Source organism: Enterocloster sp. OA13, from assembly GCF_022440595.1.
Lineage (GTDB): Bacteria > Bacillota > Clostridia > Lachnospirales > Lachnospiraceae > Enterocloster > Enterocloster hominis.
The window spans coordinates 1,282,142-1,308,022 of record NZ_JAKNTF010000001.1; the positions used below are offsets into that span (position 1 = coordinate 1,282,142).

20 protein-coding genes, 2 tRNA genes and 3 rRNA genes are annotated in these 25,881 nt (G+C 51.0%); all 25 read left to right on the forward strand.

The window, feature by feature from the left end:
* Nucleotides 1-22 precede the first annotated feature (22 nt).
* The 25 genes from rbfA (at nucleotide 23) to MCJ35_RS05715 (ending at nucleotide 25,777) form a co-directional block, all read left to right on the forward strand.
* Nucleotides 23-424: a 30S ribosome-binding factor RbfA gene (rbfA, locus tag MCJ35_RS05595; protein ID WP_008723021.1), complete on the forward strand. Its 402-nt coding sequence runs from the start codon at nucleotides 23-25 to the stop codon at nucleotides 422-424.
* Nucleotides 424-1,374, forward strand: coding sequence for a DHH family phosphoesterase (locus tag MCJ35_RS05600; protein ID WP_008723023.1), 951 nt, complete (start codon nucleotides 424-426; stop codon nucleotides 1,372-1,374). Before rbfA ends, MCJ35_RS05600 begins: the two co-directional genes overlap by 1 nt.
* Before the next feature lie 35 nt (nucleotides 1,375-1,409).
* Nucleotides 1,410-2,345 (forward strand): tRNA pseudouridine(55) synthase TruB, encoded by a 936-nt coding sequence (gene truB, locus MCJ35_RS05605; protein WP_240299387.1) that lies wholly within the window; start codon nucleotides 1,410-1,412, stop codon nucleotides 2,343-2,345.
* 47 nt (nucleotides 2,346-2,392) lie between these two features.
* Complete coding sequence (locus MCJ35_RS05610) at nucleotides 2,393-3,346, forward strand: bifunctional riboflavin kinase/FAD synthetase (RefSeq protein WP_025482569.1); 954 nt, start codon at nucleotides 2,393-2,395, stop codon at nucleotides 3,344-3,346.
* A 212-nt stretch (nucleotides 3,347-3,558) separates the two neighbouring features.
* On the forward strand, nucleotides 3,559-3,825 hold the full coding sequence (gene rpsO / locus MCJ35_RS05615; protein WP_002569329.1) for a 30S ribosomal protein S15: 267 nt from the start codon (nucleotides 3,559-3,561) through the stop codon (nucleotides 3,823-3,825).
* Nucleotides 3,826-4,103: 278 nt separating this feature from the next.
* Nucleotides 4,104-6,224: a polyribonucleotide nucleotidyltransferase gene (locus tag MCJ35_RS05620; protein WP_008723039.1), complete on the forward strand. Its 2,121-nt coding sequence runs from the start codon at nucleotides 4,104-4,106 to the stop codon at nucleotides 6,222-6,224.
* A gap of 40 nt (nucleotides 6,225-6,264) precedes the next feature.
* Nucleotides 6,265-6,966 carry a hypothetical protein gene (locus MCJ35_RS05625; RefSeq protein ID WP_008723041.1) on the forward strand — a complete coding sequence of 234 codons (702 nt, stop codon included), beginning with the start codon at nucleotides 6,265-6,267 and terminating at the stop codon, nucleotides 6,964-6,966.
* Nucleotides 6,967-7,131: 165 nt separating this feature from the next.
* Nucleotides 7,132-8,589 (forward strand): glutamate--tRNA ligase, encoded by a 1,458-nt coding sequence (gltX, locus tag MCJ35_RS05630; protein WP_008723043.1) that lies wholly within the window; start codon nucleotides 7,132-7,134, stop codon nucleotides 8,587-8,589.
* Nucleotides 8,579-10,405: an ATP-dependent helicase gene (locus tag MCJ35_RS05635; protein ID WP_025482565.1), complete on the forward strand. Its 1,827-nt coding sequence runs from the start codon at nucleotides 8,579-8,581 to the stop codon at nucleotides 10,403-10,405. Before gltX ends, MCJ35_RS05635 begins: the two co-directional genes overlap by 11 nt.
* The gene (locus MCJ35_RS05640) at nucleotides 10,402-10,938 is read left to right on the forward strand and encodes a cob(I)yrinic acid a,c-diamide adenosyltransferase (RefSeq protein WP_025482563.1); all 537 of its coding nucleotides are present in this window, start codon (nucleotides 10,402-10,404) and stop codon (nucleotides 10,936-10,938) included. The genes MCJ35_RS05635 and MCJ35_RS05640 overlap by 4 nt, the downstream gene beginning before the upstream one ends.
* Nucleotides 10,939-11,032: 94 nt before the next feature.
* Nucleotides 11,033-11,362, forward strand: coding sequence for a DUF1292 domain-containing protein (locus MCJ35_RS05645; protein ID WP_008723049.1), 330 nt, complete (start codon nucleotides 11,033-11,035; stop codon nucleotides 11,360-11,362).
* 161 nt (nucleotides 11,363-11,523) lie between these two features.
* On the forward strand, nucleotides 11,524-12,204 hold the full coding sequence (locus MCJ35_RS05650; protein ID WP_008723051.1) for a response regulator transcription factor: 681 nt from the start codon (nucleotides 11,524-11,526) through the stop codon (nucleotides 12,202-12,204).
* The gene (locus MCJ35_RS05655) at nucleotides 12,201-13,724 is read left to right on the forward strand and encodes a sensor histidine kinase (RefSeq protein ID WP_025482561.1); all 1,524 of its coding nucleotides are present in this window, start codon (nucleotides 12,201-12,203) and stop codon (nucleotides 13,722-13,724) included. Before MCJ35_RS05650 ends, MCJ35_RS05655 begins: the two co-directional genes overlap by 4 nt.
* 140 nt (nucleotides 13,725-13,864) lie before the next feature.
* Nucleotides 13,865-15,157, forward strand: coding sequence for a DUF3798 domain-containing protein (locus MCJ35_RS05660; RefSeq protein ID WP_008723055.1), 1,293 nt, complete (start codon nucleotides 13,865-13,867; stop codon nucleotides 15,155-15,157).
* Nucleotides 15,158-15,235: 78 nt separating this feature from the next.
* Nucleotides 15,236-16,825 carry a sugar ABC transporter ATP-binding protein gene (locus tag MCJ35_RS05665; RefSeq protein ID WP_008723057.1) on the forward strand — a complete coding sequence of 530 codons (1,590 nt, stop codon included), beginning with the start codon at nucleotides 15,236-15,238 and terminating at the stop codon, nucleotides 16,823-16,825.
* A 12-nt stretch (nucleotides 16,826-16,837) separates the two neighbouring features.
* Nucleotides 16,838-17,917, forward strand: a complete 1,080-nt coding sequence (locus tag MCJ35_RS05670; RefSeq protein WP_025482558.1) for an ABC transporter permease — start codon at nucleotides 16,838-16,840, stop codon at nucleotides 17,915-17,917.
* Nucleotides 17,914-19,041 carry an ABC transporter permease gene (locus MCJ35_RS05675; RefSeq protein ID WP_008723061.1) on the forward strand — a complete coding sequence of 376 codons (1,128 nt, stop codon included), beginning with the start codon at nucleotides 17,914-17,916 and terminating at the stop codon, nucleotides 19,039-19,041. Before MCJ35_RS05670 ends, MCJ35_RS05675 begins: the two co-directional genes overlap by 4 nt.
* On the forward strand, nucleotides 19,038-19,514 hold the full coding sequence (locus MCJ35_RS05680; protein WP_025482556.1) for a DUF6672 family protein: 477 nt from the start codon (nucleotides 19,038-19,040) through the stop codon (nucleotides 19,512-19,514). Before MCJ35_RS05675 ends, MCJ35_RS05680 begins: the two co-directional genes overlap by 4 nt.
* Before the next feature lie 34 nt (nucleotides 19,515-19,548).
* The gene (locus tag MCJ35_RS05685) at nucleotides 19,549-19,689 is read left to right on the forward strand and encodes a hypothetical protein (protein ID WP_155858378.1); all 141 of its coding nucleotides are present in this window, start codon (nucleotides 19,549-19,551) and stop codon (nucleotides 19,687-19,689) included.
* Between the two features lie 520 nt (nucleotides 19,690-20,209).
* Nucleotides 20,210-21,740, forward strand: a 16S ribosomal RNA gene (locus MCJ35_RS05690).
* A gap of 80 nt (nucleotides 21,741-21,820) precedes the next feature.
* Nucleotides 21,821-21,938, forward strand: a 5S ribosomal RNA gene (gene rrf, locus MCJ35_RS05695).
* 6 nt (nucleotides 21,939-21,944) lie between these two features.
* Nucleotides 21,945-22,017, forward strand: a tRNA-Ala gene (locus MCJ35_RS05700).
* 234 nt (nucleotides 22,018-22,251) lie between these two features.
* A 23S ribosomal RNA gene (locus MCJ35_RS05705) occupies nucleotides 22,252-25,142 on the forward strand.
* Together the 16S, 23S and 5S rRNA genes with 2 tRNA genes alongside form the textbook arrangement of a ribosomal RNA operon.
* A gap of 96 nt (nucleotides 25,143-25,238) precedes the next feature.
* Nucleotides 25,239-25,310: transfer RNA gene (locus MCJ35_RS05710), tRNA-Gly, on the forward strand.
* A 218-nt stretch (nucleotides 25,311-25,528) separates the two neighbouring features.
* Entirely contained in the window at nucleotides 25,529-25,777 is a 249-nt protein-coding gene (locus MCJ35_RS05715) for a hypothetical protein (protein WP_025482554.1), read from the forward strand.
* The last annotated feature ends 104 nt before the right edge of the window (nucleotides 25,778-25,881 follow it).

Here is a 25,881-nt window from a genome sequence, read left to right on the forward strand (position 1 = left end):
TGGAAGATAAGAGAGGAGTTTCATGCGTAAGAACAGCATAAAGAATACCAGAATCAATGCGGAGGTGCTCAGGGAACTGAGTGAGATCATACGCACAGGCATCAAGGACCCGCGTATCCATCCCATGACCAGCGTGGTTTCCGTGGAAGTGACGCCGGACCTTAAATACTGCAGGGCCTATATCAGTGTCCTGGGCAATGAGGATGCTGCAAAGGCAACCATTGAAGGCTTAAAGAGTGCGGAAGGATACGTGCGCAGGGAACTGGCAAGAAGGATTAACCTGCGCAATACACCAGAACTTAAATTCATTCTGGACCAGTCCATTGAGTATGGGGTCAATATGTCAAAACTCATCGATGAGGTCACAAAGGACCTTAAAGATAAAGAAGGACCGGATGAGGATGGTGAAGAGGAGGAGAGCTGATGACAATTCTTGAACAGATGTTAGAAGGTACTGGTTCCGTAGCAATTTTAGGACATATACGTCCTGATGGGGACTGCCTTGGCTCTACCTTGGGACTGTATAACTATCTCCGGCTTAATTATCCGGCTGTCCGCGCAGCCGTTTACCTGGAGGAAGCCTCAGGCAAATTCGGCTATCTCCGGGGCTTTGAGGAAATCCGCCACCAGGCGGACGAAGAGGCCGTGGACCTCTGTGTCTGCCTGGACTGCGGTGACCTTGGAAGGCTGGGGGGATTTGCCTGCATCCTGGAATCAGCAGGCAAAAGCCTGTGCCTGGACCATCATGTGACCAACACACGTTTTGCGGACACCAATCTGGTGGAAGACGGTGCAAGCTCAACCTGTGAGGTCCTTTATGGCCAGCTGGACAGCCAGAAGATTGACAGGACGGTTGCTGAATGCCTGTACACAGGAATCATCCACGACACAGGCGTGTTCAAATACTCCTGTACCTCCGCCAGGACCATGGAGATAGCGGGAAAGCTGATGGCCAAAGGAATTGATTTCGGCTCCATCATTGATAACAGCTTTTATAAAAAAACATATATCCAGAACCAGATCCTGGGAAGGGCCCTGCTGGAAAGCGTTACATTTTTTGACGGCCGCTGCATATTCAGTGCAATCCGCCAGAACGAGATGGATTTTTACGGTGTGGACAGCAAGGATATGGATGGGATCATCGACCAGCTGCGGCTGACGGAGGGCGTGGAGGTGGCTATTTTCCTTTACCAGTCAGGCGCACAGGAATTCAAGGTCAGCATGCGCTCACAGAGCCATGTGGACGTGAGCAGGATTGCTGCCTTCTTCGGCGGCGGCGGCCATGTAAGGGCGGCCGGATGCACCATGTCGGGAAGCATCCATGATGTAATCAATAACCTGTCCCAGCACATAGCCAGGCAGCTGGATTTATAAGAAGGCGGCGTGGACAGGATAAAAGGACTGAGACTATGTACCATGGAATCATGAATGTATATAAGGAGCCGGGCTATACCTCCCACGATGTGGTAGCCCGGCTCAGAGGAATTTTAAAGCAGAAAAAAGTCGGACATACCGGAACCCTGGACCCTGCGGCCGAGGGTGTGCTTCCCGTATGCCTTGGCATGGGCACCAGGCTCTGCGACATGCTGACGGACCGTACCAAGACATATGAGGCAGTCCTGCTGCTGGGGATGACCACCGACACACAGGATACGACGGGACAGGTCCTGGATGACCGGCATCAGGCGGCCATGGGACTTGATGAAGTGGCCGTGACAGAAGCCGTGCTGGGATTTAAGGGGGATTATGACCAGATTCCTCCCATGTATTCAGCGCTTAAGGTGGATGGGAAAAAGCTGTATGAGCTTGCCAGGGCAGGAAAGGAAGTGGAACGCCAGGCCAGACGGGTCCAGATCCTCGAAATCCGTGTGGACAGGGTGGAACTTCCCAGGGTCTGGATGACCGTTACCTGTTCCAAGGGGACTTACATAAGGACCCTGTGCCATGACATCGGAGGGAAGCTGGGCTGCGGCGGGTGCATGGAACATCTGACACGCACCAGGGTGGACCGTTTTGACATAAAAGACAGCCTCCGGCTGGATGAGATAGAAACGATAAGGGATGAGGGCAGGCTGGATACATGCATCCTTCCGGTGGAAACAGCCCTTGAGGGCTATGCCGTGCTGAAGGCTCTGCCGGAGGCGGACGCCTTCCTTTATAATGGCAATCCCTGCTTTAAAGGCCAGCTGGATGCCGGGGACGGCTGCCTTGACGGGCTGGAGGACGGCCTGAGATTCAGGATGTATGACAGCAAGGGACATTTTGTGGGTGTGTATGAGTATCAGGACGGCAAACACTGGTGGAAGCCGTGGAAAATGTTCCTGGCTGCCCCGGAGCGTACCTGATACCATCATGTTTGACACCATACTGAAGGAAAATGAGGAATAGCAGGATGAGGTATATAACAGACACCACGGAATTTCAGATAGAGGAGCCAACCATTGTCACCCTGGGTAAGTTTGACGGAAGGCACAGGGGGCATCAGAAGCTTTTGCGCACCATGAAGGAACTGAAGCAGGAGCTGGGCTATCCCACGGCCATCTTTACATTCAGCATCGCGCCCCTGACCCAGATGTCCGGCCAGCCCCAGACCGTGATAACCACCAACATGGAGCGGCGCGCCAATATGGAACGGATGGGGATTGATTATCTGGTGGAATATCCGTTTAATGAAGAAATCCGCCGCATGATGCCTGAGGATTTCGTGAAGGATATACTGGCGGGCCGCATGGGCGCCAGGGAGATCGTGGTTGGGCCGGACTGCAGCTTTGGCTATCAGGGCGCGGGCAATGCAGAACTCCTGAAACACATGGAAAAGGAGCTGGGATACCATCTCCATGTGATTGAAAAGGAAAAAGACCATATGCGCGATATCAGCAGCACCTATATAAGGGAAGAGCTGGAGAAGGGAAATGTGGAAAAGGCCAATGCGCTGCTGGGGGAGCCTTATTCCATACATGGGAAAGTAGTCCACGGCAACCACATCGGTTCCAGCATCCTGGGATTTCCCACCGCCAACTTAGAACCGCCTGCCATCAAGCGCCTTCCCCGGTTCGGGGTTTATGTATCCAGGGTCCTGGTGGACAATGTCTATTACCGCGGGGTCACCAACATAGGGAAGAAGCCGACGGTAGAGGGGCAGTATCCTGTGGGGGTGGAGACTTATATCTTTGACCTGGACAGGGATATATACGGGGATACCATCGAGGTCCAGCTCCTGGCCTTTGACCGGCCGGAACAGAAGTTTGCATCCCTGGAAGAGCTGAAGCATAGGATTGAGATGGACAAGGAGTTTGCGGCAGGGTATTTTGAGAGGCACCCGGAGATTGAGGTGGCGGGACGCTAGGAAGAGGGCGGAAGGAAACCGCTGGAATGAAAATAGGCCAAAAGAAACCGGTCAAATGAAAACATATGGCCGGAATGAAATTACCGGTTTACATTTGTCCGCGATCGTGTTATACTGAGTCGGCATGAGATTACGCCGATGCCCGGTTAACTGGTTACTCCAGCCATTTGCCTGGTTTGCGGTGAGACTAATTATTTTAAGGAGGAACTACCATGATTTCCAAGGAAAAGAAAGCACAGATCATTGCAGAGTATGGCCGTAAGCCTGGTGACACAGGTTCACCTGAGGTTCAGATCGCTATCCTGACAGAAAGGATTACCGAACTGACCGAACATTTAAAGCAGAATCCTAAGGATCATCATTCCAGAAGAGGTCTTCTGATGATGGTTGGACAGAGAAGGGGTCTTCTGGATTACCTGAAGAAAACGGATCTGGAAGGATATCGTGCATTAATCGAGAAGCTTGGTATCAGAAAGTAATTCTGAAGATTAGGGTGGAGGGGACTCCACCCTATATTTGCTTTTCAAACATGGGAGAAGTAATACGGTATGATGCCTTGGTATCTGCGGCATTTTACCGGAATGGGCGGACAGGAGAGATACTCCGAGACCGCTGATGTACCCGCAGGATGGTTAGGACAGATAAAGGTTCCGGCTATTGCCGGTGTCCGGCGGGCAGATCAGTAGTTTCGGCATCTTTTTTGTCTCCGTCATAACATTAATTCATTATTTTTTTAGAAAGAAAAGGAGACACCAGTATGTTTAAAAGTTTTAGTATGGACCTGGCCGGACGCAAGCTGACCGTAGAAATCGGCAGGGTAGCGGCCCAGGCCAATGGCGCAGCATTCATGCATTATGGCGACACCGTGGTTCTTGCAACCGCCACAGCATCCTCAAAGCCAAGGGAGGGCATTGATTTCTTCCCCCTGAGCGTGGAATATGAGGAGAAGTTATATTCTGTGGGCAAGATTCCCGGAGGTTTCAATAAGAGGGAAGGAAAGGCATCCGAGAACGCCGTCCTTACCTGCCGTGTCATTGACCGTCCCATGCGCCCCCTGTTTCCGAAGGATTACCGCAATGACGTGACCCTGGACAACATCGTGATGTCCGTTGACCCGGACTGCAGCCCTGAGCTGACAGCCATGCTGGGTTCTGCCATTGCAACCAGCATTTCCGATATCCCGTTTGCAGGACCATGTGCAACCACACAGGTCGGCCTTGTGGACGGTGAGTTCGTCATCAACCCCACGGCTGCCCAGAAGCAGGTATCCGACATGGCCCTGACCGTTGCCTCCACCAGGGAGAAGGTCATCATGATTGAGGCTGGCGCCAACGAAGTGCCGGAGCAGAAGATGATTGACGCCATTTTCAAGGCACATGAGGTGAACCAGGAAATCATCAGATTCATCGACACCATTGTTGCTGAGTGCGGCAAGGAAAAGCATTCCTATGAAAGCTGTGCGGTTCCGGAAGAACTGTTTGCGGCAATCAGGGAGATTGTTCCTCCGGTAGAGATGGAGACTGCTGTATTTACAGATGACAAGCAGACCAGGGAGAAGAACATTGCTGAAATCACAGCCCGTCTGGAGGAGGCATTTGCTGGGAACGAAGAGTGGCTGGCAGTCCTGGGCGAAGCTGTTTACCAGTATCAGAAGAAGACGGTCCGCAAGATGATCCTTAAGGACCACAAGCGTCCTGACGGCCGTGCCATTGATGAAATCCGCCACCTGGCCGCAGAGATTGACCTTCTGCCAAGGGTACATGGTTCAGGCATGTTTACCCGCGGACAGACCCAGATCCTCAACGCCTGCACACTGGCGCCTCTTTCTGAAGCCCAGAGGATTGACGGACTGGATGAGAATGAAACCAGCAAACGCTACATGCACCATTATAATTTCCCATCCTTCTCAGTTGGCGAGACAAAGCCAAGCAGGGGACCGGGACGCCGCGAAATCGGCCATGGCGCGCTGGCGGAACGGGCGCTGATCCCGGTGCTGCCAAGCGCGGAAGAATTCCCATATGCAATCCGTACCGTATCCGAGACAATGGAATCCAACGGTTCCACATCCCAGGCAAGTATCTGTGCCTCTACCCTGTCCCTGATGGCGGCCGGCGTTCCCATCAAAGAGATGGTGGCCGGTATCTCCTGCGGCCTGGTAACCGGTGACACGGATGACGATTATCTTGTGCTGACCGATATCCAGGGCCTGGAAGATTTCTTCGGCGACATGGACTTTAAGGTGGGCGGTACAAAGAACGGTATCACTGCCATCCAGATGGACATTAAGATCCACGGTCTTACAAGACCTATCATAGAAGAGGCGATAACCAGGACAAGGGAAGCCAGGATGCACATCCTGGACGACGTGATGAAGCCTGTCATCTCCGAGCCAAGGAAGCATTTAAGCCCGTATGCCCCGAAGATCAAGCAGATTACCATTGATCCACAGAAGATTGGCGATGTGGTAGGAAAGCAGGGCAAGGTCATCAATAAGATCATTGAAGAAACCGGTGTCAAGATTGACATTACCGATGATGGTTCCGTGAACGTATGCGGTACCGATGAGGCCATGATTGACAGGGCAATCACCATCATTACCGGAATCGTTACGGATATAGAAGCCGGCATGGTATTCGAGGGCAAGGTGGTCCGTATCATGAACTTCGGCGCGTTCGTTGAGCTTGCCCCCAACAAGGACGGAATGGTACACATTTCCAAGCTGTCCGATAAGCGTGTGGGTAAGGTAGAGGATGTGGTTAACATTGGCGACGAGGTTACGGTAAAAGTAACCGAGGTTGACAAGATGGGCAGGATTAACCTGACCATGAGGCCAAGCGACCTGGCTGGAAAAAAGGAAGAGGCTAAACCAGAGAACTAATCTCTGATAATAGCAATAAAAAAGAGGAGAAAAAGTAACTATGAAAAACATGAGAACAAAGTTGGCAGTGCTGCTTGCGGCTGTGATGATGGTCTGCAGCATCGCGCTGACAGGATGCCAGAGCAAGCTAGTACCGGCAGACCAGGTAGTAGGAGCGCTGTATGAACTGACTGTTAAGGAAAATGCAGTTCCTGTCAAGGACCTGCTTGGCTTTGCATCTGAGGATGACGTAAGGGCTTCCCTGCTTTCTGATGACTATGAGGATATGTCTGACATGTTCAAGAATGAGTTTTCCGGCATGGGCATCGAGTTTACGGACGATGAGATCAAGGAAATGTCCGACACCATGTCCAAGCTTCTGAATAAGCTGAGCTATACAGCTGAGATCCAGGAAGAGGGCAAGGATGAGACAACGGTTGTCCTTAAGGTAACAGGCTATTCCAGCGATGACATGAATCAGATCATGACCGACCTTATGACCGAAATCCAGACCAATATGGATGAGGAGACCCTGACAGCCCTCATGACAGGGGATGAGGAAGCAACCATGGCCCTGATGCAGGATGTGATCAAGCAGGTAGTTGTGAAGTTTGGCGAAATGGAGCCGACAACAGAAACCACTGACGTTACCGTTAAGTGCGAGAAGATGAAAGTGGAAGTAAGCGGCAAGGAGAAGGTTTCATGGATGCCTTCTGACATGGATAAGTTTGTGGATGATCTGGAGAACGCATCTTTTAAGTAAATCCGTAGCAGGATTCCATCAGATATGCAGTATAACCGGACAGTGCCTGGGTAAAATCAGGCATTGTCTTTTTTTTGCCTTCGTTATATAATGTGTTTTATGAGTCATCACCGGGAATGACAGAGCATTTCCAGGAATAAGGAAAATATAGGAGACTGATAAGAGATGAGCAGAGTAAGGACAAGATATGCACCCAGCCCAACCGGAAGGATGCATGTGGGAAACTTAAGGACGGCATTATATGCTTACCTGATTGCAAAACACGAGGGCGGGGATTTCCTTCTCCGCATTGAGGATACAGACCAGGAGCGCTATGTGGAAGGCGCGGTGGAGATCATCTACCAGACACTTAAGGACACCGGATTAATCCACGACGAGGGCCCGGATAAGGACGGCGGGGTGGGTCCCTATGTCCAGAGTGAACGCCAGGCATCCGGCATTTACCTGGAATATGCAAAGAAGCTGATTGATAAGGGGGAGGCATATTACTGCTTCTGTACCCCTGAGCGCCTTGCATCCCTTAAGGAGACAGTGGGGGGCGAGGAAATCATGGCATATGACAAGCATTGCCTGGGACTGTCCCAGGAGGAAATCAGGGCCAACCTGGAAGCGGGCCTGCCCTATGTCATCCGCCAGAACAACCCCACCACGGGAACCACCACCTTTAACGATGAGATTTACGGCGATATCACGGTGGATAACTCTGAGCTGGACGACATGGTGCTGATTAAGTCGGACGGATACCCCACCTACAATTTTGCCAATGTGGTGGACGACCATCTGATGGGAATAACCCATGTGGTAAGGGGCAATGAATATCTGTCCTCCTCGCCCAAGTACAACCGGCTTTACCAGGCATTTGGCTGGGAGGTCCCGGTTTACGTACATTGTCCGCTGATTACGGACGAGCAGCACCACAAGCTGAGCAAGAGGAGCGGCCATTCCTCCTTTGAGGACCTGCTGGAACAGGGCTTCCTGTCAGAGGCAGTGGTTAACTATGTGGCCCTTCTTGGATGGTCGCCCGAGGACAACCGGGAAATCTTTTCCCTGGAGGAGATGGTGAAGGAATTCGACTATCACCGTATGAGCAAGTCCCCGGCTGTATTTGACATGACAAAGCTTAAGTGGATGAATGGCGAGTATATAAAGGCCATGGATTTTGAGAAGTTTTACGGGATGGCGGAGCCGTACATCAGGTCCGTGATCAAAAAGGACCTGGACCTTAGAAAGATAGCAGCCATGGTCAAGACAAGGATTGAAGTATTCCCTGACATTGCGGCACATATTGACTTCTTTGAGGAACTGCCGGAGTACGATGCTGCCATGTACACCCACAAGAAGATGAAGACCAACAGTGAGACCTCCCTGAAGGTGCTTACGGACCTGCTTCCTGTTTTGGAGGCCCAGGAGGATTACAGCAATGATGCCCTTTACGCTGTCCTATCCAGGTATGTGGAGGAGAACGGCGTCAAGACAGGCTATGTCATGTGGCCAATCCGCACCGCTGTTTCCGGCAGGCAGATGACACCGGCCGGGGCCACGGAAATCATGGAGGTACTTGGCAAAGAGGAGTCCCTGTCAAGACTGAGGGCAGGCATAAAGAAAATCAGCGATGGCATTTAACGATACACAGAAAAAAGCAATCCGGCACAGGCAGGGCCCTATGCTGGTTCTGGCAGGACCCGGTTCAGGCAAAACCACAGTCATTACCAACCGGGTCCGTTATCTTACGGAGCAAGCCGGAGTTGACCCGTCCCATATCCTGGTGATAACATTTACCAGGGCGGCGGCCAGGGAGATGAAGGAGCGGTATGAACAGATGACCCAGGCAGGATGCGGCAGGGTTTCCTTCGGAACCTTCCATTCTGTCTTTTTTCTGATTCTTAAACTTGCCTACCGTTACCAGGCGTCCAATATTGTAAGGGAAGAGCAGAGGATACAGTTCATAAAGGCACAGTTAGGTGACTGCGGCCTGGAGGTGGAGGATGAGGGGGAATTCATATCCTCCATCCTCAGCGAGATCAGCATGGTCAAGGGAGAGATGATGGACCTGGACCATTATTACGCAAAAAACTGCCCAGAGGAAGTATTCAAGCAGCTGTACAGCGGATACGAGGAACAGCTGAGGCGGCACAGGCTTCTGGATTTTGATGATATGCTGGTCATGTGCCACCAGCTTTTTACGGAGAGGCAGGATATCCTTTCTGCATGGCAGGACAAATACCAGTACATACTAATCGATGAATTCCAGGATATTAACCGGATCCAGTACGAGATCGTGAAAATGCTGGCCCTGCCTGAGAACAACCTGTTCATTGTGGGTGACGATGACCAGTCCATATACCGCTTCAGGGGCGCCAGGCCCGAACTCATGCTGGGATTCGAGCGGGATTACCCGGATGCCAGACGGCTTCTTCTGGACACCAATTACCGTTCCAGCCGCCAGATCGTGGAGGCGGCCGGCAGACTGATTGCCCACAACAGGACACGGTTTGAAAAGGACATAAAGGCAGCCAGGGGGCCGGGGAGGCCCGTCGATATCCGGGAGTGGCCTGAGCCCATGGATGAAAGCCTGGCAATTGCCATGGAGCTGCGGGACTATGCATCCATGGGCATTGCCTACCAGGACATGGCAGTGCTTTTCCGGACGAACATGGGGCCAAGGCTTCTCATAGAAAAGCTGATGGAGTACAATATCCCTTTCAGCATGCGCGACACGGTGCCCAACCTTTATGACCACTGGATCGTGAAGAACGTGCTGTCCTACATTAAGGCTGCGTCAGGGGACCTTGGCAGGGCCAATATCCTTTCCATTATCAACCGTCCCAAGCGTTATGTAAGCCGGGATGCCCTGGAGCACCAGACCGTGGACTGGGAAGCGGTGAAATCCTTTTACCAGGACAAGAGCTGGATGTTAGACAGGATTGAGCAGTTGGAGTATGACCTGCTCATGCTTAAAAGCATGTCCCCTGCAGCGGCCGTGAACTATATCCGAAAGGCCGTGGATTATGATTCATATCTCAGGGAATATGCGGGGGAGCGCAGGATGAAGGTGGAGGAGCTGTTCGAAGTGCTGGACCAGCTTCAGGAGAGCGCAGGAGGATTTAAGACATATGAGGCCTGGTTTGCCCACATGGACGCCTACAGGGAGCAGCTGTTAAAACAGGCCCAGGGAGGAAACGGCCCGGAACAAGGCGTCAGCCTGATGACCATGCACAGCTCCAAGGGCCTTGAATTCAGGGTGGTCTATATCCTGGATGCCAATGAGGGGATAACCCCCCATCACAAGGCCGTGCTGGACCAGGATCTGGAGGAAGAGCGCAGGATGTTCTACGTGGCCATGACAAGGGCAAAGGAGCGGCTTCACGTGTACTATGTAAAAGAGCGGTACCACAAAAAGCAGGAAGTATCGCGGTTTGTTAAGGAGGTGGGACAATGACGGGTCTTATCCATATATATCACGGGGACGGCAAAGGAAAAACCACAGCAGCCGTCGGCAGCGCGGTCCGGGCAGCGGGGCGCGGGAAAAAGGTGCTGATTGCCCGTTTCCTGAAAACAGATGACTCAGGGGAAGTGATGGGCCTGGGCCATGTGCCTGGCATCACCCTGCTTCCCTGCGATGAGAATTTCGGATTTTCCTGGGAAATGTCAGATGTCCAGAGGAAGGCGGCGTCCCTATATTACAATAACCTGTTCCGGATGGCATGGGAAATGGCAGCGGGCCAGGATGGGGCTGACGGGTTTGACATGCTGGTGCTGGATGAGGTCATCGGCGCCTGCGGCCTGGGTTTTGTCCATGAAGATGTGGTGGTTGAGATGCTTCGCGGCAAACCCGGCGGCCTGGAGGTCATCATGACGGGACGGGGACCGTCCGATGAGTTGATGGAATGTGCAGACTATATCACGGAAATGGTCATGCGCAGGCACCCCTTTGAAAAGGGGATATCTGCACGTGAGGGGATTGAATATTAGAGCGAATATTTTCTTGCATTTTTCCAGTGAGTCTGATAGAGTGTAAGAATAGATACACAATTTAAAGAAAGCAGATTAAGAGAGGAATCATAATATGGCAGATGAGAAGAACTTAAACGAGGAAGAGCAGGAGATGACCGTTACCCTCACCCTGGATGATGACACAGAGGTGGAGTGTGTGGTACTGACCATTTTCAATGCAGGGGAGCGTGAATATATTGCCCTTCTCCCGGTTGAAGGCGCTGATTCAGAGGAAGGGGAAGTCTATCTTTACCGCTACAGCGAGACAGAGGACGGGGAACCTGCCCTGGACAACATCGAGGACGATGATGAGTATGAGGCTGTGGCAGATGCCTTTGACGAGCTTTTAGATGCCCAGGAATATGACGAGCTTGTAGGCGAGGATGAATTAGAAGAAGAATAGAGGTCCATACTGATGATATATCAGGCTCCGGGAAGGATTCCGGAGCTTTTTTGATGTTTTTTGTAATTATCATGTCCAAGCTGTGAAACTTGTGTGAAAACATGGAAATCTTCCAGCTTTTTTGTTAAAATAAGTCCTAAGTAAGTGAAGGAGGCTGAGCCATGGATGCGCTTAAGATATTAGTGGTAGACGATGAGGCCAGGATGAGGAAGCTGGTCAGGGATTTCCTGACCAATAAAGGCTTTACCGTAATTGAGGCAGGAGACGGCGAGGAGGCGGTGGATACCTTTTTCGCGCAAAAGGACATTGCGCTGGTACTGCTGGATGTGATGATGCCCAAGATGGACGGGTGGGAGGTGTTAAAGACCATCCGCAAATATTCCCAGGTACCGGTCATCATGCTGACGGCCAGAAGCGAGGAGCGGGACGAGCTTCAGGGATTCTCCTTGGGGGTGGATGAGTATATATCCAAACCCTTCAGCCCCAAAATCCTGGTGGCAAGGGTGGATGCAATCCTGCGCAGGAGCAATGTGGTCTCAACAGAGAATATGAACGTGGGCGGGATCTGCATTGACAAGGCCGCCCATCAGGTAACCATAGACGGCAGGGAGATTGAGCTGAGTTACAAGGAATTCGAACTGCTCAGCTATTTTGTGGAGAACCAGGGCATTGCCCTTTCCCGGGAGAAGATACTGAACAATGTGTGGAATTACGATTATTTCGGGGATGCCCGCACCATTGACACCCATGTGAAGAAGCTGCGCAGCAAGATGGGGGAAAAAGGGGATTATATTAAGACCATATGGGGAATGGGCTATAAATTCGAGGTGAGTGAAGGATGAAACATTCAATCAGGGTGAGATTCACCATTATTTTTATCGGCCTTATGGCAGCGGTGCTCCTTACCCTGTGGGCGGTGAACAGCTTTTTCCTGGAAGGTTTTTATACCAATGAAAAGCTGAAACTGCTGGAAGAAGCATATGAACAGCTGAATGAATTTGTCATTGACAAGGCTGAGGACGGCGAGAACATCATAGACGACCTGCAAAGCCTTTACTCCAAGGACGGGGAGCAGACCGAGGCCAGCCGCATGCTCCGGCTGATGAGCGAGAAGTATAACATCACCATTGCCATTGTGGACAGCATGAATGACAACATGGTGCCCTCCTACCGGGACGGAAGGTTCCTGGCCGACAGGGTGCACCAGTATATACTTGGAAAAAATGAACCCCAGACAGAGACTCTGATTTCCGAAGACAATTATAAGATACAGAAAAGCTATGACAGGCGTTCCCAGGGCTATTACCTGGAAAGCTGGGGTTTTTTTGACGACAACAGGACCATCTTCATCATGTCCATGCCCCTGGCCAGCATCCACGAGAGCGTGGACATCTCCAATAAATTCATGGCCTATGTGGGTCTGGCGGCCCTGGTGTTCGGCAGTATCCTTATGTACGGTACTACGAAAATGGTGGTATCCCCCATCCGTTCCCTGGCAGCCCTTTCGGCGCGGATGTCGGAGCTGGATTTCGAGGCCCGTTACACAGGAAGTTCAGAGGATGAAATCGGCGTCCTGGGCAACAGCATGAACACATTGTCGGAAAAATTAAAGGAAACCATCGGGGAACTGAAGACCGCCAACAATGAACTTCAAAGGGATATAGAAGAGAAAATCCGCATCGACGAGACCAGGAAGGACTTTATCGCCAATGTATCCCACGAGCTGAAGACCCCCATTGCATTGATCCAGGGGTATGCGGAAGGCCTGACCGAAGGCATGGCGGAGGACCCGGAGAGCAGGGATTACTACTGTGACGTCATCATGGACGAGGCCAATAAGATGAACAAGATGGTAAAGCAGCTTCTTACCCTGACAGCCCTTGAATTCGGCAATGACATGCCTGTGATGGAACAGTTTGATATCGTGACCCTGATTAAAGGCATACTCTCATCCGCAGGCATACTCCTCCAGCAGAAAGAGGCTTCCGTTGTATTTGAGCAGGAAGGGCCGGTGTGGGTATGGGCAGATGAATTTAAGATAGAAGAGGTCATCACCAATTACCTGAATAATGCAATGAACCATCTGGAAGGGGAAAAACGGATAGAAATCCGTCTGGAAAATAGTGGAAACGAAGTCAGGGTTACCGTTTTCAACACCGGACGGCATATTCCGCAGGAGGATATCGGGGATCTCTGGACTAAGTTCTATAAGGTAGATAAGGCAAGGACCAGGGAATACGGCGGCAGCGGCATTGGGCTGTCCATTGTCAAGGCAATCATGGATTCCCACAATAAGGCCTGCGGCGTTGAAAATGTAGACGGAGGAGTGGAATTCTGGTTTACCTTGGACAGCGGGATGTAGGCCGATGAGGGGACAATTACCCGCATTGTACCGTGCATATTGTTTCGACCTGTTGATTTATAGTTGACAAAAAATGTGCATATGCTACAATTAATAGGTACCTATTGTCCCCTTTTAAAATTAGATTTTGGAGGTTTGTTATGAAGAAGTATCTTAGCATTCTGCTTGCAGCAGCCGTTGTTACGGGACTTGCTGGCTGCGGCGGATCCAACACCGGCACTACCCAGGCACCTGCCACCCAGGCTACCGAGTCCAAGGCACCCGATGCACAGGCCGACACACAGGCAGATGATGCAGAGGAGACCGAGGCATCAGACGCCGGCGATTTCCACATCGGTATCGTCACTGGTTCTGTGTCACAGTCCGAGGACGACAGACGTGGCGCCGAGGCGTTCCAGGCCATGTATGGCGAGGATATGGTTAAACTGGCCATCTATCCTGACAACTTTACAGAGGAACTTGAAACAACCATTCAGACGATTGTTAACCTTTCCGATGATCCTCAGATGAAGGCAATCATCGTTAACCAGTCTGTTCCGGGCACAACCGAAGCTTTCCGTAAGATTAAAGAAAGCCGCCCCGACATCATCTGTATCGCAGGTGAGGGCCATGAGGACCTGCCGGAGATTGGAAGCGCTGCCGACCTGGTCTGCAACAACGACTTCGTTGCGCGTGGTTACCTGATCATCCGTACCGCCCATGAGCTGGGCTGCGACACATTTGTACATATTTCCTTCCCGCGTCATATGGCATATGAGACCATGAGCCGCCGTGTGGCTGTCATGAAGGAAGCCTGCAAGGAATTTGGCATGGAGTTCGTCCTTGAGACTGCCCCAGACCCAACCTCTGACGTCGGCGTTGCCGGTGCACAGGCATACATCCTTGAGAAGGTTCCGGAGTGGGTTGAGAAGTACGGCAAGAACGCTGCCTACTTCTGTACCAACGATGCACATACCGAGCCACTGCTTAAGCAGCTGATGGAATACGGCGGCTACTTCATTGAGGCTGACCTTCCTTCACCGCTGATGGGTTATCCTGGCGCACTGGGTATCGACTTAACTGCTGAGGCAGGAGACTTTGATAAGATCCTTGCCAAGGTTGAATCCACCATCGTTGAAAGAGGTGGCGCTGACCACTTCGGTACATGGGCTTATTCCTATGGCTACACAACATCTGCAGGTCTTGCACAGCACGCCCTGAACGTCCTTAATGGCGAGAGCGAGCTGGATGATATCGATGATATTGCCAAGGCTTATCAGGTATTCTCTCCAAAGGCTGAGTGGAATGGTTCCAACTACACCAACGTGGAAACCGGCGTTAAGTTAGACAACGTTTTCCTGGTATATCAGGATACCTACATCATGGGTGATCCCGGACATTTCATGGGCTCTACACAGATTGAGGTTCCAGAGAAATACTTCACCATTAAGTAAGACGCTTTATAATACTAAATTTGGACAACAGTGGGGGGAGTTCACTCTCCTCCTACTGTTTTTAAGTGGGGCATAACGATGATAAATGACAACACTCCCTTGTTGGAGATGCGGAATATCAAAAAGGATTTCTTTGGAAACCAGGTCCTTACGGATATCAACTTCACACTGAAAGCAGGTGAGGTGCTGGGCCTTGTAGGCGAGAACGGAGCTGGCAAGAGTACGCTGATGAAGCTCCTTTTCGGTATGGATGTGATCAGGGAAACCGGCGGATATGGCGGAGACGTCCTGATTAACGGTGAGAAAGTTAATTTCTCCACACCGTTTGATGCGCTGAATGCGGGAATTGGCATGGTTCACCAGGAATTTTCCTTAATCCCGGGTTTTACAGCCACGGAAAATATCCTGTTAAACCGTGAACCGATGAAGAAGAATATAATTTCAGAAGTTTTTGGAGATAGATTAAATACCCTGGACTATAAGGAGATGGCCGGACGTTCTGCACAGGCCATTGATAAAATGGGCGTAAAGATTGATGCGGATATGGTCATCAGTGACATGCCGGTAGGGCATAAGCAGTTCACTGAGATTGCCCGTGAGCTCAGCAAGGAACAGCTGAAGCTGCTGATTCTTGATGAACCTACGGCCGTATTGACTGAGAAAGAGGCAGAGGCCCTGTTAGATTCAATCCGCGGCATGTCCGCCAAAGGCATTGCCGTGATTTTCATCACCCATCGCCTGCATGAGATCCTGACCGTATGCGATACGGTTGTAATCATGCGTGATGGTTATGTTGTAAAGGATGTGCCGTCCAAGGAAACGGATGTGGCGGACATTACCAAGTGGATGGTGGGCAGGAACATCCAGTCCAGTGAAAGGGCCGACATCAGGATTAACCCGGATGCCCGGACCATCATGTCCATCCGCAATCTCTGGGTTGACATGCCCGGTGAGACCGTGCGCAACGTCAATCTGGACATCAAGGAAGGCGAGATCCTTGGAATCGGCGGTCTGGCTGGACAGGGAAAGCTGGGCATTCCCAATGGAGTCATGGGACTCTACGAAGCAGGCGGCTCAGTGGAATTCGATGGACATGCCATTCCCCTTAACAATCCCAGGAAGTGCCTGGATTCATCCCTTGCCTTTGTTTCCGAGGACAGAAGGGACGTGGGCCTGCTGCTGGACGAAACACTTGAGTGGAACATTGCTTTTTCCGCCATGCAGATTCAGGACAAATTCCTTAAGAACTATCTGGGCGGCCTGATTAAATGGAGGGATGAGAAAGCCATCCATGAAGTGACCCAGAAGTACATCGACGAACTCATGATTAAATGTACCAGTTCCCTGCAAAAGGCCAAGGAACTTTCCGGCGGTAACCAGCAGAAGGTGTGCCTGGCCAAGGCATTTGCCCTTGAACCTAAATTCCTGTTTGTTTCCGAACCCACGAGAGGTATCGACGTCGGTGCGAAATCGCTGGTTCTGGACGCCCTGAAGAAGTTCAACAAGGAACACGGTGTCACGGTGGTCATGATTTCGTCCGAGCTTGAAGAACTGCGGACAACCTGTGACCGCATTGCGATTGTTTCGGGCGGTAAGATTGCTGGAATCCTGCCGGCGACCGAATCTTCAGAAGAATTCGGCCTGCTCATGGTCAGCCAGGTTAAATAAGGGGGAGACAGCATGGGAAAAAATGAAAATATGACAACAACTCTTGGCTATAAGTCAAAAATCAAGGAATTGGTGAATGATTTTGGCCTGCCAAGATTAATCATCGCCGGGTTCCTTCTGGCGCTCTTCATTCTGGCACCGCTGGTTGGGGCAGACCTTCCTACCCAGATAACCAACACGATTAACCGTTTCAGCTGGAATGCAGTACTGGTTCTGGCCATGGTGCCCATGGTGCATTCAGGCTGCGGCCTTAACTTCGGCCTTCCGCTTGGCATTATCTCAGGCCTTCTGGGCGCGACCATGTCCATCCAGTTCGGCTTTACCGGGCCTATGAGCTTTGTTATGGCTATTTTAATTGCAACGCCCTTCGCACTGGTGTTTGGCTGTGGCTATGGCTGGCTGTTAAACAAGATTAAAGGCGGGGAGATGATGATTGCCACATATGTGGGCTTTTCGTCAGTTTCCTTTATGTGTATGATGTGGCTTTTGCTGCCCTACAGCAGCCCGACCATGGTCTGGGGCCTGTCAGGCAAGGGACTCCGTACCACCATCTCACTGGAGGGCTTTTATGACAAGGTCCTGGCTAACTTCCTGCAGATTAATATCGGGCATTTTTCCATACCGGTGGGCAGCCTTCTGTTCTTCGCCGTGCTTGCCTTCCTGATGTGGGCGTTTCTTCACACAAAGACCGGCACTGCCATGACCGCGGTAGGGTCAAACCCGGATTTTGCAAGGGCATCCGGTATCAACATTGACAAGATGAGAATGCTTTCGGTTATCATGTCCACTTGGCTTGCCGCGGTTGGCATCCTGATGTATGAGCAGGGATTCGGTTTTATCCAGCTCTACACGGCGCCGTTTTTTATGGCGCTCCCGGCGGTGTCCGCTATCCTGATTGGAGGCGCTTCGGTCAATAAGGCGTCCATTACCAATGTAATCATCGGTACGTTCCTGTTCCAGGGAATGGTAACCATGACCCCAACGGTAATGAATTCCATGATTCATATGGATATGAGCGAGGTTATCCGTATCGTTGTTTCCAACGGTATGATTCTCTATGCTTTGACCAGAAAGACGGAGGCATCAAAATGAAAGAAAAGAATAAAAAAATTGAAGGCAACCGCATACTGGAATTTGCCGGGAATAATTCTGTGCCAATCATGTTTGTCATCATCTGTGCCGTCTGCATTCCGGTGTCCGGCTTTTCGCCGGGTTATCTGCTGAACGAAATCATGACCAGACTGGGCAGGAACGCGTTTTTGATTCTTAGCCTCTTGATTCCAATCATGGCTGGCATGGGCTTGAATTTCGGTATGACACTGGGGGCCATGGCTGGGCAGATTGGCCTGATTTTTGCGGCCGACTGGCAGATATGGGGAATCCCGGGAATGGTTCTTGCGATGATTATCTCAATTCCGATTTCCATCCTGCTAGGCATCTTCTGTGGAAAGATGCTTAATATGGCAAAGGGCAGGGAGATGATCACCAGCTATATCATCAGCTTTTTCATGAATGGTATCTATCAGATGGTAGTGCTGTACATGATGGGGCCGGTCATCCCGATTATCCATTCTTCCATCAAACTGCCCAGAGGCTATGGAGTCCGCAATACGGTCAGCCTCCTGCACATGAGGCAGTCCTTGGATAACCTGTTGGCGATTCACATCGGCGGAGTTAAGATTCCGGTTCTGACTTTGATTGTCATCGGTCTGATGTGCCTGTTCATTGTGTGGTTCAGGAAGACGAAACTGGGCCAAGATATGCGCGCTGTGGGCCAGGATATGGACGTGGCCGGAGACGCCGGCATCAAGGTGGAGCGGACCAGAATCATTGCCATCGTGATGTCAACGGTCTGCGCCGGCATCGGTATGGTCATTTATCTGCAGAATATGGGCAATATTTCTACCTACAGTTCACACACGCAGATTGGTATGTTCTGTATCGCGGCTCTGCTGGTCGGCGGGGCTTCTGTTGACAGGGCATCTATCGGCAACGTGTTCCTGGGCGTCATCCTGTTCCATCTGATGTTCATCGTGGCACCGTCGACGGGTGCGAAGATTACAGGCGACTCCATGATTGGAGAGTATTTCCGTGTGTTCATCTCCTATGGCGTCATCACGCTTGCTCTTATCATGTATGAGACTAAAAAGCGGAGAGCAAAAAGCAAAGCCGGTCAGGTACTTAAGCTTGCACAGGGTGAGGAGGAAGAAAATTGAAGATGAAACGAACCTTTCTGTTCCGGGCGGGAGCAATTCTGCTGCTGCTCATCATAGCAGGCATCATGATGGTCATTGGCCGTGGCCATACCGTGTATATCGACAATAAGTCCCTTGATTACAATGGACAGACTTATTCCACTCCTTATAAGGTGGTGGTGTTCGTGGACGGCGAACAGGTAGCGAAACTCCGTGATAAAGAAAGAGGTATGGCAACCTGTATCGGTCAGAAGTTCAACATGACTCTTGAGATTACACAGGAAAAAGGCGGCAGCGAGGAAACCGTTAACGTGGCGCTGAACCTGCCGCATCACATGGATGGCATTGCCATTAACCTGCCGGCGTATCTGGCGGGACTTCCCGAAGATGCATATCTTTCCGAATTCCAGATTGCGGTGGAAGAAACGGAAGAGCCGAGCGAGGAAGCGCCTATAGACGGCGCGGTGGATGAGTTTGATTTAGGAGATATTTAAATCCAGTACCGTTAATTTTATGATGCAGCCATGGATGGAAACATGGCTGCATTTTTATATAGCAAGCGTTGCAGGGACGAAAAGCGGGGGGTACCCCGTGGATGCAGGTGTGGATGATATAGAAAACGTGTATGGGATATTTGATAAGCATGTTCAGGACATGCGGGAAGCATAAGTGTTATATGAATAGAAGAGGGGCATGAGGCTTACGTCGAATGGAAGAAATGCGAATTGTTAAGATAATTAAAAAAAGTTAAAAAAGTTGTTGACAATTGTCGAAGCATCTGGTAAGATATCTCTTGCGCTGCGGTGAGAGCCACAACGCAGGAACACAGAAAAGAAAAAAGTTAAAAAAGTTGTTGACAAACACAAGCAACTGTGATAAGATATAAAAGTTGCTGCTGAACAAGCCGACAACACAGAGAACCTTGATAATTGAAGATTGAACAGTATGTAAAACCCTGAAAATTCTAAAAACAGAAGGCCTGGTTTGGGCCTTTGGATTTGAGAAAATTCAGAACAAAACCAAGTAATGAAGGTTAAAGATAACTAGCCAAGCTAAGTAGTCTGAAACCAAGGAACACTCTTTATGGGGGTGTCCGCAAACGTAACGGTCCTGAGAGACGGACCGCAACTAATGCGGACTAAGTTTTCACGTAACACTCGTGGAAGACCTCGTGTAAGTGAAAAACTTATAATTTGAGAGTTTGATCCTGGCTCAGGATGAACGCTGGCGGCGTGCCTAACACATGCAAGTCGAACGAAGCATCCCATAGGAAGTTTTCGGATGGAATATGGGATGACTGAGTGGCGGACGGGTGAGTAACGCGTGGATAACCTGCCTCACACTGGGGGATAACAGTTAGAAATGGCTGCTAATACCGCATAAGCGCACAGTACCGCATGGTACGGTGTGAAAAACCCAGGTGGTGTGAGATGGATCCGCGTCTGATTAGCCAGTTGGCGGGGTAACGGCCCACCAAAGCGACGATCAGTAGCCGACCTGAGAGGGTGACCGGCCACATTGGGACTGAGACACGGCCCAAACTCCTACGGGAGGCAGCAGTGGGGAATATTGCACAATGGGCGAAAGCCTGATGCAGCGACGCCGCGTGAGTGAAGAAGTATCTCGGTATGTAAAGCTCTATCAGCAGGGAAGAAAATGACGGTACCTGACTAAGAAGCCCCGGCTAACTACGTGCCAGCAGCCGCGGTAATACGTAGGGGGCAAGCGTTATCCGGATTTACTGGGTGTAAAGGGAGCGTAGACGGCGATGCAAGTCTGAAGTGAAAGCCCGGGGCTCAACCCCGGGACTGCTTTGGAAACTGTGTGGCTGGAGTGCAGGAGAGGTAAGTGGAATTCCTAGTGTAGCGGTGAAATGCGTAGATATTAGGAGGAACACCAGTGGCGAAGGCGGCTTACTGGACTGTAACTGACGTTGAGGCTCGAAAGCGTGGGGAGCAAACAGGATTAGATACCCTGGTAGTCCACGCCGTAAACGATGAATGCTAGGTGTCGGGGGGCAAAGCCCTTCGGTGCCGCCGCTAACGCAATAAGCATTCCACCTGGGGAGTACGTTCGCAAGAATGAAACTCAAAGGAATTGACGGGGACCCGCACAAGCGGTGGAGCATGTGGTTTAATTCGAAGCAACGCGAAGAACCTTACCAAGTCTTGACATCCCCCTGACCGGACAGTAACGTGTCCCTTCCTTCGGGACAGGGGAGACAGGTGGTGCATGGTTGTCGTCAGCTCGTGTCGTGAGATGTTGGGTTAAGTCCCGCAACGAGCGCAACCCTTATCCTTAGTAGCCAGCATTTCGGGTGGGCACTCTAGGGAGACTGCCAGGGATAACCTGGAGGAAGGTGGGGATGACGTCAAATCATCATGCCCCTTATGATTTGGGCTACACACGTGCTACAATGGCGTAAACAAAGGGAGGCAGCCCTGCGAAGGTGAGCAAATCCCAAAAATAACGTCCCAGTTCGGACTGTAGTCTGCAACCCGACTACACGAAGCTGGAATCGCTAGTAATCGCGGATCAGAATGCCGCGGTGAATACGTTCCCGGGTCTTGTACACACCGCCCGTCACACCATGGGAGTCAGCAACGCCCGAAGTCAGTGACCCAACCGGAAGGAGGGAGCTGCCGAAGGCGGGGCAGGTAACTGGGGTGAAGTCGTAACAAGGTAGCCGTATCGGAAGGTGCGGCTGGATCACCTCCTTTCTAAGGAAGAAGAAGTAAGGGTTTTATATACTGTCCAGTTTTCTGATTATCAAGCAATTGAATAAGGAAGACGAAAGATTTCTGGTGCCGATGCGCTTAGGGGACACACCCGTTCCCATCCCGAACACGATGGTTAAGACCTAAGCGGCCGATGGTACTATGCTGGAGACGGCATGGGAGAGCAGGTGGGTGCCAGATTACCGTGGGGGTGTAGCTCAGTTGGGAGAGCACCTGCCTTGCAAGCAGGGGGTCAAGAGTTCGAATCTCTCCATCTCCATTCGGGATTGTCCTAACAGGACGGTCCCCATACGTACCTTGAAAACCGCATATTGAAAAAATGAATTGAGTATCCTAAGAAATTAGGATAAACAAGACATCCGAGGCCATACAAGCGATTGTATGGAAAGAAACAAACTTGTGAACGCGAAAGCGTTCAAGAAGAACCTAGAACCAAAGGGCCCAACGCTATGGGCCTTGACGGAAACCCGCACCCGCAGGTGGAAGTCATCTTGGTTAAGCTGATAAGAGCGCAGGGTGGATGCCTTGGCACTAAGAGCCGATGAAAGACGTGATAAGCTGCGAAAAGCTTCGGGGAGGAGCAAATATCCTTTGATCCGGAGGTATCTGAATGGGGAAACCTGGCTGAGCAACCCTCAGTCGTCGTATGGTGAATACATAGCCATACGTCGGGAACCCGGTGAACTGAAACATCTAAGTAACCGGAGGAAGAGAAAGAAACATCGATTCCCAGAGTAGCGGCGAGCGAAATGGGAGGAGCCCAAACCAGCGTGCGTGCATGCTGGGGTTATGGACCGCATAAGTGAGCCGATCTGTTAATGGAACTGCCTGGGAAGGCAGGCCACAGAGGGTGAGAGCCCCGTACATGAAAACAGTAGGCAGCGGCGGTATCCAGAGTACCACGAGACACGAGAAACCTTGTGGGAAGTCGGAGGGACCACCCTCCAAGGCTAAATACTACTTAGTGACCGATAGCGCATAGTACTGTGAAGGAAAGGTGAAAAGGACCCCGGGAGGGGAGTGAAAGAGAACCTGAAACCCTGTGTTTACAAGCTGTGGGAGCACGTTAAGGTGCGACCGCGTACTTTTTGTAGAACGGTCCGGCGAGTTGCCGGTACTGGCAAGGTTAAGCACTTAAGGTGCGGAGCCGAAGGGAGACCGAGTCTTAAATGGGCGTCAAGTCAGTACAGGCAGACCCGAAACCGGGTGACCTATCCATGTCCAGGTTGAAGCGGAAGTAAAATTCCGTGGAGGACCGGATCCACATCCGTTGAAAAGGGTGGGAATGAGGTGTGGATAGGGGAGAAATTCCAATCGAACCCGGAGATAGCTGGTTCTCCTCGAAATAGCTTTAGGGCTAGCCTCGTAACAAGTTTAGCGGAGGTAGAGCACTGAATTCCTAAGGGGGCGTCAAAGCTTACCAAGGGATATCAAACTCCGAATGCCGCATAAATGATGTACGGGAGTCAGACTGCACGAGATAAGTTGGGTAGTCAAAAGGGAAAGAGCCCAGACCTACAGCTAAGGTCCCAAAGTGTGTGTTAAGTGGAAAAGGATGTGGGATTTCAAAGACAACTAGGATGTTGGCTCAGAAGCAGCCACACATTCAAAGAGTGCGTAATAGCTCACTAGTCGAGAGGTCCTGCGCCGAAAATGTCCGGGGCTGAAACACAACACCGAAGCTTAGGAATGTACGTGAGTACATTGGTAGAGGAGCATTCTTAGGACGGCGAAGCGGTACCGATGAGGAGCCGTGGAGTGCTAAGAAGAGAGAATGCCGGAATGAGTAGCGAGATGGAGGTGGGAATCCTCCAGGCCGAATATCCAAGGTTTCCAGAGTAAAGCTGATCTGCTCTGGGTAAGTCGGGGCCTAAGGCGAGGCTGGGAGGCGTAGCCGATGGACAACAGGTTGAGATTCCTGTACCATGCATCATCAGAACTGTGGGGACACAGAAGGACAACACATCCCGGGAATGGGAATACCGGGGCAAGCGTAGTAGGGGTTAAGCTGGCAAATCCGCTTAACAACCCGAAGACGTGACGCGGAACGAACTGAAGTAGTGAAGTGTGTGATTCCGGCTGTCAAGAAAAGCCGCTATCGTGTGATGCATGCCCGTACCGTAAACCGACACAGGTGGATGAGGAGAGAATCCTAAGGCCGGCGGGAGAAGCATTGTTAAGGAACTCGGCAAAATGACCCCGTAACTTCGGGAGAAGGGGTGCCACAGAGATGTGGCCGCAGAGAATAGGCTCAAGCAACTGTTTAGCAAAAACACAGGTCTATGCAAAACCGTAAGGTGAGGTATATGGGCTGACGCCTGCCCGGTGCTGGAAGGTTAAGAGGAGAGGTTAGAGCAATCGAAGCTTTGAATTTAAGCCCCAGTAAACGGCGGCCGTAACTATAACGGTCCTAAGGTAGCGAAATTCCTTGTCGGGTAAGTTCCGACCCGCACGAAAGGCGTAATGATTTGAGCGCTGTCTCAACAATGCACCCGGTGAAATTGAAATACCAGTGAAGATGCTGGTTACCTGCGCCAGGACGGAAAGACCCCATGGAGCTTTACTCCAGCTTGATACTGGGATCCGGTGCTGCATGTACAGGATAGGTGGGAGGCTAAGAGATATGGACGCCAGTCTGTATGGAGCCATTGTTGGGATACCACCCTTGCGGTACTGGGTTTCTAACCTGCGCCCATGACCTGGGCGGGGGACAATGTCAGGTGGGGAGTTTGACTGGGGCGGTCGCCTCCGAAAGGGTATCGGAGGCGCTCAAAGGTTCCCTCAGGATGGTTGGAAACCATCCAAAGAGTGCAAAGGCATAAGGGGGCTTGACTGCGAGACTGACGGGTCGAGCAGGTACGAAAGTAGGACTTAGTGATCCGGTGGTATGAAAGTGGGATTGCCATCGCTCAACGGATAAAAGCTACCCTGGGGATAACAGGCTTATCACTCCCAAGAGTTCACATCGACGGAGTGGTTTGGCACCTCGATGTCGGCTCATCGCATCCTGGGGCTGTAGCAGGTCCCAAGGGTTGGGCTGTTCGCCCATTAAAGCGGTACGCGAGCTGGGTTCAGAACGTCGTGAGACAGTTCGGTCCCTATCCGGCGCGGGCGTAGGAGATCTGAGAGGAGCTGTCCTTAGTACGAGAGGACCGGGATGGACAGACCGCTGGTGTACCTGTTGGCCTACCAGGGCCATGGCAGGGTAGCCAAGTCTGGACGGGATAAACGCTGAAGGCATCTAAGCGTGAAGCCCCCCTCAAGATGAGATTTCCCATGCGAAAGCAGTAAGACCCCTTGAAGACGACGAGGTGGATAGGTTAGAGGTGGAAGTGCAGCAATGTACGGAGCTGACTAATACTAATCGGTCGAGGGCTTAACCAGAAGGTTCAGGGAGAAACAGGAAGTTTGTCAGTTCGGTTTTCAATATGTGGTTTTGAGGGTACGTTAATGTAATTCTCAATTGAATCAGTTTTAAATGCGCGAGTGGCTCAGTGGTGGAGTATCGCCTTGCCAAGGCGAGGGTCGCGGGTTCGAATCCCGTCTCGCGCTTTTTTGATGGCTGGAATTTCCTTGATTTTATAGGGATTTCAGCCTTTTATGTGCTCCAAAATGCTGTAGACAGTTGTATACACCTCTAATCTGGTCAAAGGGAGAAATTTCCAGATTGGAGAAGGTATTTCCCCCTTCTTGGAATTATGGTAAAATAAAAATGGCCATAAACAGACGGTATTGACTGCTTCCGTCAGCTGAATCCATGAGGTGACAATATGAAGAGATTGGAGATTTCCTTTTTTGATACAGATGAAAAAGTCATAGTCGATGAAAATGCACTGGTTATAGCTCTTGATAATAAAACTACACCGGATGGTCTGACAAGGTGTATTATCTTGGAAGCCGACGGGAACCTGCCAAAAAAATTATTGGAACGTCCCTTGATGTTTTATATTTATGATGATGTACCAATCTTAAAATTATATAGGAGTGCATACATTTCTTCTTATCAATGGAAAGCTTAAAGCGTATAGTTAGGTTGGGTAAATACTTTAAATAAGGCCGTCCTGGGCGCCGGCGCATGATTTTGATATCAGCATGACAGCAGGCAGGAAGTTTCCTTTGGGCA

Coding starts and splice junctions, on each gene's coding strand:
- rbfA (WP_008723021.1), top strand. CDS start 23: ATGCGTAAGAACAGCATAAAGAATACCAGAATCAATGCGGAGGTGCTC.
- MCJ35_RS05600 (WP_008723023.1), top strand. CDS start 424: ATGACAATTCTTGAACAGATGTTAGAAGGTACTGGTTCCGTAGCAATT.
- truB (WP_240299387.1), top strand. CDS start 1,410: ATGTACCATGGAATCATGAATGTATATAAGGAGCCGGGCTATACCTCC.
- MCJ35_RS05610 (WP_025482569.1), top strand. CDS start 2,393: ATGAGGTATATAACAGACACCACGGAATTTCAGATAGAGGAGCCAACC.
- rpsO (WP_002569329.1), top strand. CDS start 3,559: ATGATTTCCAAGGAAAAGAAAGCACAGATCATTGCAGAGTATGGCCGT.
- MCJ35_RS05620 (WP_008723039.1), top strand. CDS start 4,104: ATGTTTAAAAGTTTTAGTATGGACCTGGCCGGACGCAAGCTGACCGTA.
- MCJ35_RS05625 (WP_008723041.1), top strand. CDS start 6,265: ATGAAAAACATGAGAACAAAGTTGGCAGTGCTGCTTGCGGCTGTGATG.
- gltX (WP_008723043.1), top strand. CDS start 7,132: ATGAGCAGAGTAAGGACAAGATATGCACCCAGCCCAACCGGAAGGATG.
- MCJ35_RS05635 (WP_025482565.1), top strand. CDS start 8,579: ATGGCATTTAACGATACACAGAAAAAAGCAATCCGGCACAGGCAGGGC.
- MCJ35_RS05640 (WP_025482563.1), top strand. CDS start 10,402: ATGACGGGTCTTATCCATATATATCACGGGGACGGCAAAGGAAAAACC.
- MCJ35_RS05645 (WP_008723049.1), top strand. CDS start 11,033: ATGGCAGATGAGAAGAACTTAAACGAGGAAGAGCAGGAGATGACCGTT.
- MCJ35_RS05650 (WP_008723051.1), top strand. CDS start 11,524: ATGGATGCGCTTAAGATATTAGTGGTAGACGATGAGGCCAGGATGAGG.
- MCJ35_RS05655 (WP_025482561.1), top strand. CDS start 12,201: ATGAAACATTCAATCAGGGTGAGATTCACCATTATTTTTATCGGCCTT.
- MCJ35_RS05660 (WP_008723055.1), top strand. CDS start 13,865: ATGAAGAAGTATCTTAGCATTCTGCTTGCAGCAGCCGTTGTTACGGGA.
- MCJ35_RS05665 (WP_008723057.1), top strand. CDS start 15,236: ATGATAAATGACAACACTCCCTTGTTGGAGATGCGGAATATCAAAAAG.
- MCJ35_RS05670 (WP_025482558.1), top strand. CDS start 16,838: ATGGGAAAAAATGAAAATATGACAACAACTCTTGGCTATAAGTCAAAA.
- MCJ35_RS05675 (WP_008723061.1), top strand. CDS start 17,914: ATGAAAGAAAAGAATAAAAAAATTGAAGGCAACCGCATACTGGAATTT.
- MCJ35_RS05685 (WP_155858378.1), top strand. CDS start 19,549: ATGGAAACATGGCTGCATTTTTATATAGCAAGCGTTGCAGGGACGAAA.
- MCJ35_RS05715 (WP_025482554.1), top strand. CDS start 25,529: ATGAAGAGATTGGAGATTTCCTTTTTTGATACAGATGAAAAAGTCATA.